14 protein-coding genes are annotated in these 15,244 nt (G+C 62.8%); 12 read left to right on the top strand and 2 right to left on the bottom strand.

What is annotated here, in order from left to right:
- Window positions 1-15 precede the first annotated feature (15 nt).
- The 8 genes from N8H74_RS09485 (at window position 16) to N8H74_RS09450 (ending at window position 9,016) form a co-directional block, all read left to right on the top strand.
- Window positions 16-912, top strand: a complete 897-nt coding sequence (locus N8H74_RS09485; RefSeq protein WP_262147091.1) for a TauD/TfdA family dioxygenase — start codon at window positions 16-18, stop codon at window positions 910-912.
- A gap of 18 nt (window positions 913-930) precedes the next feature.
- Window positions 931-1,956 carry an ABC transporter substrate-binding protein gene (locus N8H74_RS09480; protein ID WP_262147089.1) on the top strand — a complete coding sequence of 342 codons (1,026 nt, stop codon included), beginning with the start codon at window positions 931-933 and terminating at the stop codon, window positions 1,954-1,956.
- Between the two features lie 5 nt (window positions 1,957-1,961).
- A complete protein-coding gene (locus N8H74_RS09475) occupies window positions 1,962-2,822 on the top strand; it encodes an ABC transporter ATP-binding protein (protein ID WP_262147087.1) in 861 nt (286 codons plus the stop codon).
- A gap of 20 nt (window positions 2,823-2,842) precedes the next feature.
- A complete protein-coding gene (locus N8H74_RS09470) occupies window positions 2,843-3,709 on the top strand; it encodes an ABC transporter permease (RefSeq protein WP_262147085.1) in 867 nt (288 codons plus the stop codon).
- A gap of 93 nt (window positions 3,710-3,802) precedes the next feature.
- Window positions 3,803-4,720, top strand: coding sequence for a LysR family transcriptional regulator (locus tag N8H74_RS09465; protein WP_217833063.1), 918 nt, complete (start codon window positions 3,803-3,805; stop codon window positions 4,718-4,720).
- A 134-nt stretch (window positions 4,721-4,854) separates the two neighbouring features.
- Window positions 4,855-6,390 (top strand): MFS transporter, encoded by a 1,536-nt coding sequence (locus N8H74_RS09460; protein WP_217833062.1) that lies wholly within the window; start codon window positions 4,855-4,857, stop codon window positions 6,388-6,390.
- Window positions 6,391-6,416: 26 nt separating this feature from the next.
- Complete coding sequence (locus N8H74_RS09455) at window positions 6,417-7,487, top strand: HlyD family secretion protein (protein WP_262147082.1); 1,071 nt, start codon at window positions 6,417-6,419, stop codon at window positions 7,485-7,487.
- Window positions 7,484-9,016 carry an efflux transporter outer membrane subunit gene (locus N8H74_RS09450; RefSeq protein WP_262147081.1) on the top strand — a complete coding sequence of 511 codons (1,533 nt, stop codon included), beginning with the start codon at window positions 7,484-7,486 and terminating at the stop codon, window positions 9,014-9,016. The genes N8H74_RS09455 and N8H74_RS09450 overlap by 4 nt, the downstream gene beginning before the upstream one ends.
- Here the strand turns inward: N8H74_RS09450 and N8H74_RS09445 are convergent.
- A complete protein-coding gene (locus N8H74_RS09445; RefSeq protein ID WP_262147080.1) occupies window positions 8,997-9,686 on the bottom strand; it encodes an NYN domain-containing protein in 690 nt (229 codons plus the stop codon). The genes N8H74_RS09450 and N8H74_RS09445 overlap by 20 nt on opposite strands.
- A 475-nt stretch (window positions 9,687-10,161) precedes the next feature.
- Between N8H74_RS09445 and N8H74_RS09440 the strand changes: the two genes are divergently transcribed.
- The 4 genes from N8H74_RS09440 to N8H74_RS09425 are packed head-to-tail and all read left to right on the top strand — an operon-like array spanning window position 10,162 to window position 14,864.
- On the top strand, window positions 10,162-10,941 hold the full coding sequence (locus N8H74_RS09440) for an efflux RND transporter periplasmic adaptor subunit (protein ID WP_262147079.1): 780 nt from the start codon (window positions 10,162-10,164) through the stop codon (window positions 10,939-10,941).
- Window positions 10,938-12,257, top strand: coding sequence for an HlyD family efflux transporter periplasmic adaptor subunit (locus N8H74_RS09435; RefSeq protein ID WP_262147078.1), 1,320 nt, complete (start codon window positions 10,938-10,940; stop codon window positions 12,255-12,257). The genes N8H74_RS09440 and N8H74_RS09435 overlap by 4 nt, the downstream gene beginning before the upstream one ends.
- Window positions 12,258-14,354, top strand: coding sequence for a biotin/lipoyl-binding protein (locus N8H74_RS09430; protein ID WP_217833055.1), 2,097 nt, complete (start codon window positions 12,258-12,260; stop codon window positions 14,352-14,354). It abuts the gene before it with no gap.
- Window positions 14,355-14,366: 12 nt separating this feature from the next.
- The gene (locus N8H74_RS09425; RefSeq protein WP_262147075.1) at window positions 14,367-14,864 is read left to right on the top strand and encodes a GNAT family N-acetyltransferase; all 498 of its coding nucleotides are present in this window, start codon (window positions 14,367-14,369) and stop codon (window positions 14,862-14,864) included.
- A 47-nt stretch (window positions 14,865-14,911) separates the two neighbouring features.
- Here N8H74_RS09425 and N8H74_RS09420 read toward each other — a convergent pair whose 3' ends face one another.
- Window positions 14,912-15,223, bottom strand: coding sequence for a hypothetical protein (locus N8H74_RS09420; protein WP_217833052.1), 312 nt, complete (start codon window positions 15,221-15,223; stop codon window positions 14,912-14,914).
- Window positions 15,224-15,244 lie beyond the last annotated feature (21 nt).

The raw sequence follows: 15,244 nt of genomic DNA, 5'->3' as shown, positions 1-15,244 counted from the left end.
GTGGGAGATTGATTGATGTCCGCAGCCACTGCTACCCCGAGCGCCGCGACTGTCGCGCCGCAAACTTTCGAGATTCGTCCGTTCAGCGGTGCCGTGGGCGCCGAGATCATTGGTCTGGACCTGGCGCTGCCTGTCAACGATCAGGACTTTGTCCGCATTCACCGCGCGCACCTCGACCACCATGTTGTGGTGTTCCGCGACCAGCGCATCACCCCGCAACAACAGATCGATTTCAGCCGCCGCTTCGGCGTGTTGCAGATCCATGTGCTCAAGCAGTTCCTGTTGGCCGGCCACCCGGAAATCCTCATCGTTTCCAACATCGTCGAGAACGGCCAGAACATCGGCCTGGGCGATGCCGGCAAGTTCTGGCATTCCGATCTCTCCTATAAAGAGCTGCCGAGCCTCGGTTCGATGCTTCACGCCCAGGAACTGCCGTCCGAGGGTGGCGATACCCTGTTCGCCGACATGCACAAGGCCTGGGACAACCTGCCCGAAGCGCTGCGCAAAGCGGTCGAGGGCCGTTCGGCCGCGCACTCCTACACCGCGCGTTACAGCGAAACCAAATTCGAAGGCAACTGGCGCCCGACCCTGACCCCGGAGCAACTGGCCCAGGTCGCCGAAGTGGTTCATCCGGTCGTCCGCACCCATCCGGAAAACGGCCGCAAGGCATTGTTCGTCAGCGAAGGCTTCACCACCCGTATCGTCGGTCTGCCGGAAGACGAGAGCAATCAACTGCTCGCCGAGCTTTACGCGCACAGCGTGCTGCCGCAGAACATCTACCGCCATCAATGGCAGCCCCACGACCTGGTGTTCTGGGATAACCGCTCGCTGATTCATCTGGCCGCCGGTTGCCCCAGCCACCTGCGCCGCAAGCTGTATCGCACCACCATTCAGGGCGACGCGCCTTTCTGATTTGCCGGAGAACCGATCATGTCCAAACGTCTTCCATTCGCGCCGCTGGCCGCTGCCATCGGCCTGGGTTTCAGCCTGATCGCCGGCAGCCTGGTGGCGCCGACCGTGGCCCACGCTGAAGGTGAAATCCGTATCGCCGAGCAGTTCGGCATTGTTTATCTGTTGCTCAATGTGGTGCGCGATCAGGGACTGATCGAGAAGTACGGCAAGCAGGAAGGCCTCGACATCAAGGTCGACTGGACGCAGTTGTCCGGCGGCGCGGCGGTCAACGATGCCTTGCTGTCCGGCTCCATCGACATTGCCGGGGCCGGCGTCGGTCCGCTGCTGACCATCTGGGATCGCACCCATGGCAAGCAGAACGTCAAGGCCGTGGCCTCGCTGGGCAACTTTCCGTACTACCTCGTGAGCAACAATCCCAAGGTCAAGACCATCGCCGACTTCACCGAGAAGGATCGCATTGCCGTGCCGGCGGTCGGGGTGTCGGTGCAGTCACGCTTCCTGCAATACGCGGCGGCCAAGCAGTGGGGCGACAAGGAATTCAATCGCCTGGACAAGTACACGATTGCCGTCCCGCACCCGGATGCCACCGCTGCGTTGATCGCCGGCGGAACCGAACTGACCGGGCACTTCTCCAACCCGCCATTCCAGGATCAGGCGCTGGAAAATCCGAATGTGCATGTGGTGCTCAACTCCTATGACGTGCTCGGCCCGAACTCGCCGACTGTGCTGTTCGCCACCGAGAAGTTCCGCAACGACAACCCCAAGACCTACAAGGCGTTCGTCGAAGCCCTGACGGAAGCGGCGCAGTTCGCGCAGAACGATAAGGGCGCGGCGGCGGACACCTACATCCGCGTGACCAAGGCCAAGATCGACCGCGCCGCGCTGCTGAAAATCATCGATAACCCGCAGTTCGAGTTCAGCGTCACGCCGAAAAACACCTACCCGTTGGCGGAGTTCCTCTACCGGGTCGGCGCGATCAAGAACAAACCGGAGTCGTGGAAGGACTACTTCTTCCAGGATGCCAAACCGCTGCAAGGGAGCTGATCGACATGAACGCCCCTTTGCAAGGCCACGCGGCCAGCAACCCGATCGCCAGCGCCGACGCACTGCTGGCGGTCGATCATGTCAGCCTCGAATACCGCACGGCGCAGCGCGTCGTGCGCGCCACGCACCAGGTCAGTTTCGAGATCGATCCGGCGGACCGCTATGTGCTGCTGGGGCCGTCCGGGTGCGGTAAATCGACCCTGCTCAAAGCCGTCGCCGGGTTCATCGCGCCCAGCGAAGGCGAGATTCGCCTGCAAGGCCAGCGTGTCGATGGGCCGGGGCCGGACCGGATCGTGGTGTTCCAGGAGTTCGACCAACTGCCGCCGTGGAAAACCGTGAAGCAGAACGTGATGTTCCCGCTGCTGGCCTCGCGCACGTTGAAGAAAAAGGAAGCCGAAGCGCGCGCCCTGCATTACCTGGAAAAGGTCGGTCTGGCGGCGTTTGCCGACGCCTACCCGCACACCCTGTCCGGCGGCATGAAGGCACGGGTGGCGATTGCCCGCGCGCTGGCGATGCAACCGAAAATTCTGCTGATGGACGAGCCGTTCGCCGCGCTGGATGCCCTGACCCGGCGCAAGATGCAGGAAGAGCTGCTGTTGCTGTGGGAGGAAGTGCGTTTCACGCTGTTGTTCGTCACCCACTCGATCGAAGAGGCGCTGGTGGTCGGCAATCGCATCCTGCTGTTGTCGCCGCATCCTGGAAGGGTGAGGGCGGAAGTCCACAGCCATCAATACGATTTGCACAGTCTCGGTGGCGCGGAGTTTCAAGCGTCGGCGCGGCATATTCATCGGCTGTTGTTCGACGAAGGCCAGTCGCCGGAAACCGAACGCGAGCTGGATTTCACTGATATCCGTATCGCTTATTGAGCGGCCTGGAGGATTGCCCGATGAGCCATTCATCACCTGTACGTGAAGCGTTCGAAACCGTTCTGGAGCCGCTGACCAGTGTGCCGCTGGAGCGTGAACTGCCGCTGGGCCAGCGCTTGTGGCAACAGGGCTGGCTGCGCAAAAGTCTGATCCTGATTCTGCTGGCGGTGCTCTGGGAGGTGATCGCCCGGGTGCAGAACAACGATCTGCTCTTGCCGAGTTTCGTCCAGACCAGCCACGCGCTGTATGACGGTCTGCTCAGCGGCGAACTGTTGGACAAAGTGTGGATTTCCCTGATGGTGCTGGTCAAGGGTTACCTGATCGGCATTGTCCTGGCGTTTGCCCTGACCACGCTGGCGGTGTCGACCCGGTTCGGCCGGGATCTGCTGAGCACGCTGACCTCGATGTTTAACCCGTTGCCAGCGATTGCCTTGCTGCCGTTGGCGCTGTTGTGGTTCGGTCTGGGGCAGAACAGCCTGATTTTCGTGCTGGTGCATTCGGTGCTGTGGGCGCTGGCGCTGAACACTTACGCTGGATTTCTCGGCGTCTCGGAGACCCTGCGCATGGCCGGGCGCAATTACGGCTTGAAGGGCATGCGTTTTGTGCTGTTCATTCTGATTCCAGCGGCGCTGCCGTCGATTCTGGCCGGCCTGAAGATCGGCTGGGCCTTCGCCTGGCGCACGTTGATTGCCGCTGAACTGGTGTTCGGCGCCACCAGCGGCAAGGGCGGCCTGGGCTGGTACATCTTCCAGAACCGTAACGAGCTGTACACCGACAAGGTGTTTGCCGGGCTGGCGGTGGTGATTCTGATCGGGTTGCTGGTGGAGAACCTGGTGTTTGACAGCCTGGAGCGGGTGACGGTGAAGCGCTGGGGTATGCAGCGCTAACCTTTTCTGTGGTCTGCAATGGCGCCGCAAAATTCAAGGCATGTCTGCTAGCATTGCGTCAGAGTCAATTCTGATCGGCAACGAGTGCTAAAAATGCAACTCCCGGACATGAACCTGCTGGTCGCCCTCGACGCCTTGCTCGACGAGGGCAGTGTGGTCGGCGCCGCGCGGCGGATGAACCTGAGCCCGGCGGCGATGAGCCGGACCCTGACGCGCATCCGCGAAGCCATCGGTGATCCGATCCTGGTGCGCGCTGGCCGAGGTCTGGTGCCGACGCCCAAGGCGCTGGAGTTGCGCGAGCAAGTGCGCGACGTGGTCGAGCAGGCGGCGTTGCTGTTCCGTTCGGCGGATGCGGTGGAGCTGGGCACCCTGCGCCGGCGGTTCAGCATTCGCGCCAACGATTTTTTCGTCGGCGTGTACGGCGGCAAACTGTTCGACACCCTCGACCGTCAGGCGCCGCACTGCGAGCTGCGCTTCGTCCCGGAAGGCGATGGTGATGATGAGGCGCTGCGCGAAGGGCGGATCGACCTGAGCGTGAGCAACACGCGCCCGGTGACGCCGGAAGTGAAGGTGCAGAATCTGTTTTCCACCCACTTCGTCGGCCTGGTACGTGAAGACCATCCGTTGTTCGATCAGGAAATCACCGCCGAGCGTTACGCCGGGTTTTCCCACATCAGCATGTCCCGCCGTGGCATCGCCAGGGGGCCGATCGACACGGCGCTCAACGCGCTGGGCCTGGAGCGGCGGGTGGCGGTGATCGCGCCAAGTTTTCACGCGGCGATGTTCGCCTTGCCGGACTCCGACCTGATTCTGCCGGTGCCCAAGGAAGCGCTGTTGAGCGTGCGGCGACTGGGGCTGAAACTGCGCTCGTTCGACCTGCCGATCCCGCTGCCGACGCTGATGCTGACCCAGGCCTGGCATCCACGCTTCGACAAGGATCCGGCCCACCGCTGGCTGCGGGAAACCCTCAAGACCTGCTGCGATGAAACCTGGCGGGCGGCACAGCCTTGAGCCATAAGCGCCCACAAAACGCTGAACTTTTATTGCTGCGTCAAACGCACTTATAACCTTCCGACAAGTCAATTTTCGTCATTGCCAAGCCCGACTAAGATGCTCCGGTATTTTTCTATCCGGAGTTAGCGTCCATGACATCCCTGACGGTTCCGGCACCGGTGGCCGCAGCCGCTCCGGCGACGGCTTCGCCACCGGTGTTCGGGGCGCGGATCATCATCGGCCTGGTCGGCGTGCTGCTGGCGGTGCTGGTGTCCGGCCTCAACGAGATGGTGACCAAGGTCGCCCTCGCCGACATTCGTGGTGCCCTGGGTATCGGCTACGACGAAGGCACCTGGCTGGTCGCCAGCTACACCGCCACCTCGGTGGCCGCCATGGCATTCGCGCCGTGGTGCTCGGTGACCTTCTCCCTGCGCCGCTTCACCCTCGTTGCCATCAGCGTCTTCACCCTGCTCGGCGTGCTTTGTCCGTTCGCCCCGAACTACGAAAGCCTGCTGTTGATGCGCACCTTGCAGGGGCTGGCCGGCGGCGCGTTGCCGCCGATGCTGATGACGGTGGCTCTGCGCTTCCTGCCGGCGAACATCAAACTGTATGGCCTGGCCGGTTACGCGCTCACCGCCACCTTCGGCCCCGGCCTCGGCACGCCACTGGCGGGGATGTGGACGGAGCATGTCGGCTGGCAGTGGACATTCTGGCAGATCATCGTGCCCTGCCTGATTGCCATGGTCGCCGTGGCGTATGGCTTGCCGCAGGATCCGTTGCGACTCGAACGGCTCAAGTCCTTCAACTGGAAAGGCCTGCTGCTGGGTTTTCCGGCGATCTGCATGTTGGTGATCGGCCTGTTGCAGGGCAATCGTCTGGACTGGTTCGAATCGAACCTGATTTGCGCGCTGCTCGGCGCCGGCTCACTGTTGCTGGTGGCGTTCCTGATCAATGAATGGTCGCAGCCGATTCCGTTCTTCAAGTTGCAGATGCTCGGCATCCGCAACCTGTCGTTCGCCCTGATGACCCTGGCCGGCGTGCTGGTGATTCTGTTGGCGGTGGTGTTGATCCCGTCGAGTTATCTGGCGCAGGTGCAGGGTTATCGCCCGGTGCAGACGGCGCCGATCATGCTGATCGCTGCGCTGCCACAACTGATTGCGCTGCCGCTGGTGGCGGCGTTGTGCAACCTGCGTTGGGTCGATTGCCGCTGGGTGCTGGGGATCGGTCTGAGCATGCTGGCGCTGTCGTGCCTGGGCGGTTCGCAACTGACCTCAGCGTGGATTCGCGATGACTTCTATGTCCTGCAGTGGCTGCAAATCTTCGGTCAGCCGATGGCGGTGCTGCCGCTGCTGATGCTCTCCACCGGCAGCATCACGCCGCTGGACGGGCCGTTCGCTTCGGCCTGGTTCAACACCGTCAAGGGCCTGGCGGCGGTGGTCGCCACCGGGGTGATCGAAGCGCTGACCACCTCGCGCCTGCATTTTCATTCGACGATGCTGGTCGATCGCCTCGGCAACTCGCCGCTGGCCGAATCCGACAGCGCCGGTCTTGCCCATCGTCTGCACGAACAGGCGCTGGTGCTGACGTCCTCCGATCTCTATTTGTGCATGGCGGGCGTCGCGGTGGCGCTGATCCTGTTGATTTTCTGGCTGCCGACGCGGATTTATCCGCCGCGCGCGCCAACCTGATGGCTGTACTGAAACAGAAGGTTTTTATGACGACGCAAGCAAAGAAAAAAATCGCGGTCGCGGTGGCCGCCACGTTGGCTGTCGGGGTGTTGCTGTACCTGGCGATGCCGGGCCTGTTCGGCAAACGCACCCAGCAGAGCACCAACGACGCCTATATTTCCGCCGACTTCACCCTGGTGGTGCCACGGGTGGCGGGCTTCATCAAGCAAGTGCTGGTGGAGGACAACCAGCAGGTCAAGGCCGGACAGTTGCTGGCGCTGATCGATGACCGTGACCTGCGCGCCGCCGCCGAAGCGGCGGATGCGCAAACCCTGGTGGCCCGCGCACAACTGCAAAACGCCAGGGCGACGCTGGAGCGTCAGGCGTCGGTGATCGCTCAGGCGCAGGCTTCGGTGGTCTCGGCTAAAGCACAGATGGCGTTCGCCCAGCAGGAGTTGAATCGCTACAACCACCTCGCGGGCGTCGGTGCGGGCACTGTACAGAACGCGCAACAGGCGCGTACCCGCATCGATCAGGCGACGGCGAGTCTCGACACCGCTACCGCGAAACTGGCGGCGGAGCGCAAGCAGGTCGAGATCCTCACCGCTCAGCGTGATGCCGCCGAAGGGGGCTTGAAGCGTGCACAAGCGGCGCTGGAAATCGCCAGTTTCGAGCTGTCCTACACGCGCATCACCGCACCTCAAGACGGCATGATCGGCGAGCGCGCGGTGCGGGTCGGCGCCTACGTGACGCCGGGCAGCAAACTGCTGGCGGTGGTGCCGCTGCGCCAGGCCTATGTGGTCGCCAACTTCCAGGAAACCCAGCTCACCGACGTACAGCCAGGACAGGACGTGCAAGTGCGGGTCGACAGCCTCGGCGGTGAAGCCCTGAACGGCCGCGTCGAAAGCATCGCCCCGGCTACCGGCGTGACATTCGCAGCGGTGAAACCGGACAACGCCACCGGCAATTTCACCAAAGTCGTGCAGCGTATTCCGGTGAAGATCCTGCTGGAGCCGGGTCAGCCTTTGACCGAGCGGCTGCGGGTGGGGATGTCGGTGGAGGCGAGCATCGACACCGCCAGTTCGGCGACGTCGGCGCGTGAGGTGACTCAGCGATGATTCGTGATGACCGGACTGACGCCTTCGCGGCGGGGCATTTTTTGTGGGAGCAGGCTTGCTCGCGAAGAGGCCGGCTCAAGCAACTCATTGCTGGCGCCCTGCTTGCCGGCAGCCTGACGGCTTGTACCGTCGGCCCTGACTTCCACAAACCCCAGGCCACGCAAATCGCCGACTGGGCCAAGCCCGCCAGATCCGCGCCGGGCCAGGCCGTCAGCGATCCTTTGAACGAACGCTGGTGGGAGGTCTTTCACGACGCACAGCTCTCGGCCCTGACCCAGCGCGCCTTGCGCAGCAACCTGGATCTGCAACTGGCCAGCAGTCGCCTGCAACAAAGCCGCGCCGTGCGCCAGGTGATGACTGCCGATCGTTATCCCAACACCGCCGTCACCGGCAGCTACGGGCGCAAGCGCAACAGCGGCGAGGGCCTGAACGATCCGTCCGGGCACAACGGCGACTCGGCCTTCAACCTGTGGGACGCCGGTTTTTCCGCTTCCTGGGAGCTGGATTTCTGGGGCCGTGTGCGCCGGGAAACCGAAGCCGCCGATGCCACTCTGCAAGTTGCGGAGAACGACCGGCGCGGCGTGCTGCTGGCGGTACTCGCCGACACGGCGCAGAACTACATCCAGCTGCGCGGCGTACAGAACACCCGTGCGGTCACCGAGCAGAACCTTGACGTCGCCCGGCACAGCCTGAAACTCTCGCAGCTGCGTTTGAACGATGGCGTGGCGACGGACCTGGATGTCGCCGAAGCCGCCGCTCAGGTGGCGGCCATCGAGTCGCGCCTGCCGGCGTTGGAGCAGCGTCAGGCGCAATTGATCAACGCCCTCAGCCTGTTGATGGGGGAGCCGCCACAAGCATTGAACCAGGCGCTTTCCACAGACGCGCCGGTGCCGCAGTCGCCACCGCAAGTCGCCATCGGCCTGCCTTCGCAACTGGCCGAACGCCGTCCGGACATTCGCCAGGCCGAGGCGCGTCTGCACGCCGCCACCGCCAATATCGGCGTCGCAAAGGGGGATTTCTATCCGCGCATCACCCTGTCCGGCAACCTCGGTTCGCAGGCCATGCAGCTCAGTGATTTCGGCTCATGGGGTTCGCGCGCCTTCAGTATCGGCCCGCAACTGAGCCTGCCGCTGTTCGACGGTGGACGCCTGCGCGGCGTGCTGCAATTGCGCGAAGCCCAGCAACAGGAAGCGGCCATCGCCTACCAGCAAACCGTCTTGCGCGCCTGGCATGAAATCGACGATCAGCTGACCGCCTACAACGCCAGTCAACGCCGCCGCGACAGCCTCGCCGAAGCCGTGCGCCAGAACCAGATCGCCCTGCGCACCGCGCAACAGCAATACGTCGAAGGTGTGGTCGATTTCGTCAACGTCCTCACCGTGCAGGGCGCGTTGCTCGCGACTCAGGAGCAGTGGGTGGAAAGCTCCACGGGCGTTTCACTGGCGATGGTCGGGTTGTACAAGGCGCTGGGTGGGGGATGGGAGTCGGTGTATCCGGAGGCTTTGGCGGCTACCAGTAATCCGGTTTGATGGCGGGTTTCTTGTGAGTGGGAACCCGGTCCGGGAATTGATGCGACAACAGCTCGTCAGCGGTGATGACGCGCCGTATCCAGTGTGAGTGGTTTTTCAGGGCGCCAGGGGCTGGTCGATCAGAATCCGCGCGATAAGGAAGAATGATCCCGATAATTACATTGGGAAAGTCTGCTCGCACGGCTTTCAGGACAGGTGTCATGTCTGTATCGCCAGATACCAGCACAATCTGTTCAATGCACTCGTGAGCCGCACGTGCTGTCTGTCGGCTCGCCGCGCGGTACATGCTAATGGCGATGTGAACATCGGTTTCTTTTTCTTCCAACTTCCAGATATCGACTTTGTCTTGGCGGGAAGCAGGAGTGTGTCTGCCGACGAACCTTGGAGCTTTGGCGGGTTCGAGCTGATGACGACCAAAATGCACAGTGACATTGCTGGCTCGCAACGCCTTTATATAAGAGTCTTGAGCTTCCTTGGATATTCTTCCAAGCGTTGCCAGTTGGGGCTTGATGGGGGACGTGAAGTAATCAATCGAGCTAATCGAGCTTTTCGGATTTTCGATGTGCGTGATATGCGAAAGCAGGCTCCTGAGATTCAGCCATTTATAAGGTGTACCGGCGAGCAATCCGTAGAACAGGTTGTAGCCATCAACAAAGCAAGCTGTGCGCACAAAAAATCCTCAGAAACGAAAAAACCGGCCTAAGCCGGTTTTTTCATCCCCAACTGCCAGCGAACTGAATCGCTACGTACGGGGCTGAGTAAGGCAATCTTGATTGAGTTCGTCATGCAGGTCAACCGTGGTTTTTCCAACGACTCAATCTGCTGGATTCTAACCAGCGCCGGCCCTCCAGTTTTGGTTACACACTTCAGTGTGGGTCAAGCCATTCATCGTCGTCTGTGTCAGCAGTTGTTGCGATAAAGCAGGAGTACGCCCTCACCTTGTCGTTATCTTCACTTTGTCGAATAGGCTGCGTCTGTGACGCGTGTAGGAAAAAACAACACTCCTACAGGATTGAATCAATTCCGCAGCTAAGTTGATCAAACAGTGGTTTTTGCAACAGGACATTTCCAAGCAGTGATGGCCTTTCGCTTGACGCTAAACCCCGCTGTCGTAGACTCCGCACATCCGACAGGGAGTAGCGGTTATGCGGCGTTTTCGTGGTTGGGCTATCGGATTGACCTTGTTGACCAGTGCTGTTCAGGCGCAAACGCCCGGGCCAGACGATCCGCTGCTGGATAACGGCGCGGCGGCCAATGCGTCGGCGAGCAGTGATGCGCGGGGTGTGTTGCGGGCGCGGGACCAGGCGGTACTCGCCAGTGAGTTGTCCGGGCGGATTGTCGAGTTGCCGTTCAGCGAGGGCGAATCGTTCAAAAAGGGCGATACGCTGGCGCGGTTTGACTGTTCGGCCTATCAGGCCCAGCTCAATGCCGCGCAAGCCGCCAGTCGTGGCGCCGGTGAAGAATTGGCGCACAACAAACAACTGGCCGCGCTCAATTCCGTCGGGCGTTTCGAAGTGGCGCGGGCCGAGGCCAAGGTCAGCGAAACCCAGGCGCAGTCCCAGGTTTATCAGGTTCAGGTCAAGCGCTGCAGCGTGATCGCGCCGTTCGACGGGCAAGTGGTCGAGCGCAAGGTCAAGCGCTACGAGAGCGTGCCGGCCGGGTCGCCGCTACTGGATGTTGTCGACAACCGCACTCTGGAAATTCATCTGCTGGTGCCGTCGCGCTGGATGGCGAAGCTCAAGCCCGGCCAGACGTTCAGCTTCGTCCCCGATGAAACCGGTCAGCCGCTGGACGCCACGGTCAAGCGCCTGGGCGCACGCATCGATGAAGGCAGTCAGACCCTGTTGCTGGTCGCGACCCTGCCGCAAGTCCAGGGCCTGGTGGCCGGTATGAGCGGCACCGCGCATTTCTCGGAGCTTAAATGAACGCCCCGGTGAACGGTGGCGCCGAGCAGGTATTTGCCCGGTTTCTCGACCTTGAACGCCAGACCCGTGCGTCCCGCGATGCCTCGCAACTGGCCTACAGCCTGGTCAACGACGGCCAGTCGCTGTTCGGTTTTCGCCACGCGGCGTTGCTGATCGCCGGCAAGGTGCAGGCGGTGACCGGGGTCAGCGCGGTGGAACCGAATGCGCCGTTCGTGGCCTTCGTCGAGCAGGCCGTGGCGCAACTGTTCAAACAGAATGTGCTGAAGCAGGCGCGAGTGATTGCGCCGGAACTGGTGAACGAATCGATTCAGGCCGACTGGCGCAGTCTGTCGGCGGCGCAAGTCTTCTGGTTGCCGCTGATCGACCGTCAGGGCGAGGTCTTCGGCGGTTTGTGGCTGGCCCGCGATGTGCCGTGGAACCCGTCCGAACAAGTGCTGCTGTCGCAACTGGGTGACACCTACAGTCATGCCTGGCTGGCCTTGCAACCGCGCAAACCGTGGCGCCTGCGCTGGACGCGCAAGCGTCAGGTGGCGTTGGTCGCGGTGTTGTTGCTCGGCTTGTTGATCCCGGTGCGTCAGTCAGTGCTGGCACCGGCCGAAGTGGTGCCTCAGGGTGGCCGCGTGGTCGCTGCGCCGCTGGACGGGGTAATTGCCGAGTTCCTGGTCAAACCCAACCAGTCGGTGAAGACCGGCGACCTGCTGCTGCGCTTCGAAAGCACCACGCTCAAGGCTCAGGCCGATGTCGCCGAACGTGCGTTGGGCGTTGCCGAAGCCGAACTCAAATCCAATTCCCAGCGTTCGTTCGCCGATGCCGAATCCAGCTCCCGGGTGGATCTGCTGGCGGCCCGGGTCGAACAAAAGCGCGCCGAGCGTGATTACGCCCGCGAGCTGCTCAACCGCAGTGAAGTGCGTGCCGAGCGTGACGGGATCGCGGTGTTCGCCGACGCCGAGCGCTGGACCGGCAAACCGGTGCAGACCGGCGAGCGGCTGATGGAAATCGCCGACCCGAGCCAGGCCGAATTGCGTATCGAACTGGCGGTGGGCGATGCGATCGCCCTGGAACCCGGCGCCGAAGTCGCGCTGTTTCTCGACAGCGATCCGCTGCAACGCCATCTCGCTACGCTTGAGCGCTCGGCTTACGAAGCGCAGCCCACCGCTGGCGGGCAACTGGCTTACCGGCTCGACGCCAATTTCGCCGATGCGCCGCCGCGCATCGGCCTGCGCGGCACGGCGAAGATTTTCGGTGACCGCGCGCCGCTGGCGCTGTATCTGCTGCGCCGGCCACTGGCAGGCCTGCGTCAGAGCGTGGGCCTGTAAATGAACCTGCCGAGCCTGCGTGCCGACCTGCAATTGTCGCCCGCGGCGCCGGCATTGGACGGTTCGCCGCGCTGGACTCTTGCTGACCCGGTGCGTGGCCGCTATTTCAAACTCGGCAGCGCCGCGATGCGCCTGTTGCGGCATTGGTCGCTGGGCGACGCGGAGCAGGTACTGCGAGCGGCCAATCGTGAGCCGGGATTGCCGCTGGATGGCAATGAGCTGGCGCATTTGCTGGTGTTTTTGCGCGGCCACGATCTGATCAGCGCCGTCGACGACGAGCAACGCGCCAGCTACCACGTCAAGGCGCTCGCGCAACGGCAGAGCCTGTGGCAGATCCTGCTGCATCAATACCTGTTCTTCCGGATTCCACTGTGGCGCCCGGACGCTTTTCTCAACCGCGTCTGGCCATGGCTTGAGCGTTTCGGCCCGAAACTGCTGCGCTACGGCTTGCCGGCGACACTGGCGCTCGGGGTGTTTCTGGTCTCGCGGGACTGGCAGCGTTTCGTCGGCACTTTTCCGCACCTGTTCAGCCTTGGCGGCGCGATCGCGTTCGGCGTGTCGTTGTTTTTCGCCAAGCTCTGTCACGAATTCGGCCATGCGTTCATGGCCAAGCGCGCCGGGTGTCGGGTGCAGAGCATGGGCGTGGCGTTCATGGTGCTGTTGCCGATGTTCTACACCGACGTCAGCGACGCCTGGCGGGTCAACGACCGGCGCGCGCGCTTGCTGATCGGCGCCGGCGGGGTGATGGCGGAACTGGTGCTGGCGTGTCTGGCCCTGCTGGTCTGGTCGTTCCTGCCCGACGGTCCCGGCCGTACGGCGGCGTTCATGCTCGCCAGTGCGACGTGGATCACCACGCTGGTGGTCAATCTCAATCCGTTCATGCGCTTCGACGGTTACTTTCTGCTCAGCGATTTGTGGGAAGTCGATAACCTTCAGGGCCGGGCCTTTGCCCTGTGTCGCTGGCGGTTGCGGGAATTTCTGTTCGGTTACGGTGCCCCGGCGCCGGAGCCTTGGTCGCCGACGATGCAGCGGCGTTTGCTGATCTGGGGGTATGGCTCGTGGTTATGGCGTGCGGCGTTGTTTTTCGGGATCGCGCTGGCGGTCTATCACCTGTTCTTCAAAGTGTTGGGGATCTTCCTGATGCTGGTGGAACTGGTGTGGTTCATCTTCCTGCCGATCATGAATGAGTGGCGCCAGTGGTGGAGCCGCCGCGAGCAGGCTCACGGCCCACGGGTGCTGCTCAGCAGCCTGGCGGTGCTGGGCCTGTTGCTGGTGCTGATCGTGCCGTGGCGCAGCGCGGTGGAACTGCCGACGATGCTGGAGAGCGGTCGCGCCAGTGCCTTGCATGCCCCGGTATCGGCGCGGGTGAAAGCGGTCAGGGTCGAGGACGGGCAGCAGGTCGTGCAGGGCGAGGTGCTGATCGAACTGGAATCGCCGGATCTCGATTCGCGCCAGGCCATCGTGCGCAAGGAAATCCAGATCCAGCAGTTGCTGATGCGCCGTCAGGCCGGGCGCAGCGAGACCGCCGCCGATGCCGGTATCGTCGAACAACGGCTGGCCGAAGCGGTGGCCGAGTACCGTGGGCTGGCGGCCCAGCGCGAACGCTTGCTGCTGCGTGCGCCGCACGCCGGAACGGTACGCGATCTGCTGCCGAACCTGACAGTCGGTCGCTGGCTGTCGAGCAAGGATGCGCTGGCACGGGTGGTCGAGGATGGCACGCGGCTGCGGGGTTATCTGGCCGAGGCCGAGTTGTGGCGGGTCAAGTCGGGCGCCACCGGGCGCTTCATCGCCGACGATCCGATGCACCCGGCCATCAGCGTGCAACTCAACGAAATCGACACCAATGGCGTGGCCTTTATCGATCAGGAAGCGCTGACCTCCGATCACCACGGGCCGATCGCCGTGCGTCGCGATCAACAGCAACGGGCGGAACCGGTGCAGGCGCAATACGGTGCGCGATTGACTACGCTGGATCAGGCACCCACGCCCGTGCAGCCATTGCGCGGGGTAGTGGTGTTGCAGGGCAGCGGTGAATCGTTGCTCGGCGTGGCCTGGCGTCGAATGGCGGCACTGGGGGTCAGGGAAAGCGGTTTCTAAGGGAGAGCGACGATGGCGGACAACGCAGCGGTGGCGGCAGACGGATTGGTGGTGCGGCCTTCACGGGCCACGGACGCACCCTTCCTGCACAGCCTGTATCAGTCGGCGCGCCCGGATCTGCAATGGATCGACGATGAACAGGAACGGCTGCAACAGGTGGTGGCCCAGCAGTTTCAGGTGCAGGAGCAGGGCATAGGTGACAGCTACCCGAACGCCATGCACTACGTGATCGAAAAGCTCGGTACGGCCATCGGCGCGTTGAGCACCGATTTTGGTGCCAACGAAGTCCGGGTGCTGTATCTCGCTTTCATTCCCCAGGCCCGTGGCAAGGGTTTCGGCCGCACAGTGCTGCAAGGTGTGCAGAAAGCTGCCCAGCAGGTCCGCTGCCCGGTGGCGACGGTGGTCTGGACCAGCAATCCCCATGCGCGTCAGCATTATCTGGCGTTGGGGTTTGCGGTCGAGGAGCGTACGCCGACCGCAGAGCGGCTGGTGTGGTATCCGCAGGGCTGAAAGCCGTGGGAGCGGGCAAGCCCGCTCCACGTTGGAAACTGAGCGGGTCAGTTGAAGGAAATGCAGAAATACCCCAGCTGCGGATCCCGTCCCATGGCTGGCACCCGCGAGACGAAAATGTCCTGCACCAGACCCAGTTCGGGCAATTCCAGCGCGCACAGACCGTCGACGAACTCGGTCGGCACCAGGCTTTTGAATTCGAGGCTGAACGGCATGCGTTCGCTGTAGCGCAGTTTGGCCGAGGGGACTTCTTCGAAGTGTTCGATATGAATCGCCAACGCCGTGCCGTCCGGCAGGTGCAGGGTGGTGGAGTGCCCCGGCAGGCTCTCGAAATGTTGGCTTTGAATCGCTTGCAGCATGGTCTGGCTCCGATGATCTGA

This window comes from Pseudomonas sp. B2M1-30 (assembly GCF_025447575.1).
Lineage (GTDB): Bacteria > Pseudomonadota > Gammaproteobacteria > Pseudomonadales > Pseudomonadaceae > Aquipseudomonas > Aquipseudomonas botevensis.
Note: the sequence above shows the minus strand (reverse complement) of the source record. Positions and strands in the feature narration are given on the sequence as shown.